Raw genomic sequence first — 508 nt, 5'->3', positions numbered from 1 at the left:
CAACTGGATGATCATCAACGTGCTGCCGCGCATCCAGGACATGTCGCACGACGACGGCCTGTTCGTCGAGCAACTCAACTCGGCGCGCGCGCGCCCGCCGGAGGCCGAGCAGCGCCTGCGCGAGTTCGTCGACGGCAAAGCCCTGAAACTGCAGGACAACCAGGCCTGACACCCATGAGCACTACCGATCTCTTCACCGTCGGCGATGCCGAGCGCGAACGCGCCGCCGCCCATGCCAGGTCAGCCGCCGCCCAGGCGGGGCAGATCCCCGGCATCCCCCCGGGTACGCCGCTGCGCCCCGTGCGTCGGGCTGCCGTGATCGGCGCCGGCACGATGGGCGGCGGCATTGCCATGTCGCTGGCCAACCTCGGCATTCCCGTCACGCTGATCGACGCGAACCAGCAAGGGCTCGAACGCGGCTTGCAGCGCGTGAGGGACAACTACGACGGCAGCGTCTCGCGCGGCAAGCTCGACCCGGCCCAGAGGGACCAGCGCCTCGCGCTGATCG

Annotated in this window: 1 protein-coding gene; it reads left to right on the top strand. The window is 69.9% G+C overall.

The window, feature by feature from the left end; all coding sequences use genetic code 11:
* Positions 1-174: 174 nt before the first annotated feature.
* Positions 175-508: 3-hydroxyacyl-CoA dehydrogenase NAD-binding domain-containing protein (locus tag AC1DTN_RS39345; RefSeq protein WP_477925692.1), on the top strand; the 334-nt coding region annotated here is incomplete at its 3' end.

The organism is Rhizobium sp. 01T444, from assembly GCF_056398305.1.
The sequence above is the reverse complement of the archived record's forward strand: the minus strand, read 5'-3'. Positions and strand labels throughout refer to the sequence as shown.